Genomic DNA, 2,608 nt, shown 5'->3' on the forward strand with positions numbered 1-2,608 from the left:
GCCGGCGCCCGGCGCCTGAGGGCATCCGAATAGCCCCTCAGGGAAACCCCGGCCCACAAGGCCGGGGTTTCCCTGAGGGGGGGCCTCCGCTAGTGTCCGGCCCCCATCGCCCGCCCCAAGATCAGGTGCCGATTCGTTGACCAGGCTGCGCACCCTCCTCCTCGTCCTCGCCACCCTTGTGCTGGCGGTCCCGTCCTCGGCGCAGGCGCCCGGGCGCGTGGCCGCCATCGAAGTGCAGGGCAACCAGCGCATCGAGACCGACACCATCCGCTCGTACATGCTGGTGCAGCCCGGCGAGACGGCCGATCCGGACCGGCTCGACCGCAGCCTGCGCGCGCTCTTCGCCACCGGCCTGTTCCGCGACGTCGAGGTCCGCCCCGAAGGCAACCGCGTGATCGTGCGCGTGGTCGAGAACCCGCTGGTCAACCGCGTGGGCTTCGAAGGCAATCGCCGCATCACGAGCGAAATCCTGCGCGGCGAGGTCCAGTTGCGCGCGCGATCGGTCTTCACGCCCGCAGCGGCACAGGCCGACCGCCAGCGCATCCTCGAGATCTATGCCCGGCGCGGCCGCTTTGGCGCCACCGTCGAGCCCAAGATCATCGAGCTCGACCAGAACCGCGTGGACGTCGTCTTCGAGATCACCGAGGGCAACATCGCCCTTGTTTCGCGCATCGGCTTCGTCGGCAACGAGAACTATTCCGACAGCCGCCTGCGGGAGGTCATCGCGACGCGCGAGCAGGCCTGGTACCGGCTGCTGTCCACCTCGGACAACTACGACCCCGACCGCCTCGCCTTCGACCGCGAGCTGCTGCGCCGCTTCTACCTGCGCCAGGGCTACGCGGACGTCGAGATCACCGGCGCGACGGCTGAGCTCGCCCCCGACCGCAGCGGCTTCTTCCTGACCTATACGATCAGCGAAGGCCCGCGCTACCGGATCGGCAAGCTCGAGATCAACAGCTCGCTGCGCGGGCTCGACCCCGCGGGGCTGCAGCGCGAGATCCCGATATCGGCCGGGGACTGGTACGACGGCGACGCGGTGGAGCGCGCCGACACGCAGCTGACCGAACTGCTTGCGACGCGCGGCTTCCCCTTCGCGAACGTGGAACCGCGCGTGGTGCGCAACCGCGAGGCGCGCACCGTCGACCTCACCTTCGAGATCACCGAGGGCCCGCGCGCCTTCGTCGAGCGTATCGAGATCACCGGCAACACCCGCACCCAGGACCGCGTGATCCGTCGCGAGTTCCGCCTGGCCGAGGGCGACCCGCTGGTGGTGCAGCAGGTCCGCCGCTCGCGCGAGCGCATCCGCTCGCTGGGCTATTTCTCGGACGTGCAGATCAACTCGGCGCCGGGCTCGTCGCCGGACCGGGTGATCCTGAACACCCAGGTGACCGAACGCGCGACCGGCGAATTCACCATTGGCGGCGGCTACTCGACCGACGCCGGCTTCCTCGCCGATGTGGGCCTGCGCGAGCGCAACCTGCTCGGCACCGGCGTGGATGCGCGCCTCAACGTGACGCTCGCGCAGCGGCGCAGCCAGGTGGACATCTCGGTCACCGACCCGCAGTTCCTCGACCGCAACCTTGCGGCCGGTGCCGACGTGTTCCTCGTGCAGCGCAACCTTCAGTCCACCTCCGGCTACAACGAGCGCCGCGCCGGTTTCGCGCTGCGCATGGGTTACGAGATCAACGAGCGGCTGCGCCAGTCCTGGTCCTACTCGCTGGTCGATCGCGAACTGACGGATGTCGATGCCAACACCTCCCGCTTCATCCAGGAGCAGGCCGGTCGTACCCTGCTGAGCCAGGTCTCGACCACCGTCACCTACGACCGCCGCGACAGCAGGATCGAGCCGCGCGACGGCTATGTGGTGCGCGTAGGCGCCGACTGGGCCGGCCTGGGCGGCGACATCTCCTATGTGCGCTTCCGCGGTGACGCCCAGTACTACGTCCCCTTCGAGCGGCTGCTGGGCGACCCCGACTACGTGCTCGTCCTGGCGGCCGGCGCGGGCTACCTCGCGCCCTATGGCGACACCGACACGCGCATCGTCGACCGCTTCTTCCTGGGTGGGGAGAACCTGCGCGGCTTCGCACTGGGTGGCGCGGGCCCGCGCGACATCTCGACCAACGACGCGCTGGGCGGCCAGACGCTGTGGACCACCTCGGCAGAGTTCCGCTTCCCGCTGCCGCTGCCAAGCGAGCTCGGCTTCATCGGCCGTGCCTTCGTCGATGCCGGCGCCAATTTCGGGCTGCCGGGCAGCGTGAACGACACCGGCTGCCCGACGAGCGTGCCCAACTGCGTGCGCGACGATGCCACGCCGCGCGTCGGCGCGGGCGTGGGCATCTCCTGGCGCAGCCCGATCGGCCTGATCAACATCGACCTCGCCCAGGCCCTCGTGAAGAAGTCCTACGACCAGACGCAGGTCTTCCGCCTCGGCTTCGGCACCCGTTTCTGAACCAGGATCCTGCCTGACATGTTTCGATTCCTGCCTGTCGCCCTGATCGGCGCCACCATCGCCCTGCCCGTCGCGGCGCAGGGCCAGCAGCAATGGTTCGTCCCGGGCCAGCCCCAGCAGGGGCAGGCGCAGCCGCCCGGCCAGCGCCCGGCCCAGGCA

General features: G+C 69.9%; 1 protein-coding gene. It reads left to right on the top strand.

All coding sequences use genetic code 11. From position 1 onward, the window contains the following. The first annotated feature begins 136 nt into the window (after positions 1-136). On the top strand, positions 137-2,449 hold the full coding sequence (gene bamA, locus HW578_RS25300) for an outer membrane protein assembly factor BamA (protein WP_198373467.1): 2,313 nt from the start codon (positions 137-139) through the stop codon (positions 2,447-2,449). The last annotated feature ends 159 nt before the right edge of the window (positions 2,450-2,608 follow it).

This window comes from Roseomonas rosulenta (assembly GCF_016106005.1).
Taxonomy (GTDB): domain Bacteria; phylum Pseudomonadota; class Alphaproteobacteria; order Acetobacterales; family Acetobacteraceae; genus Neoroseomonas; species Neoroseomonas rosulenta.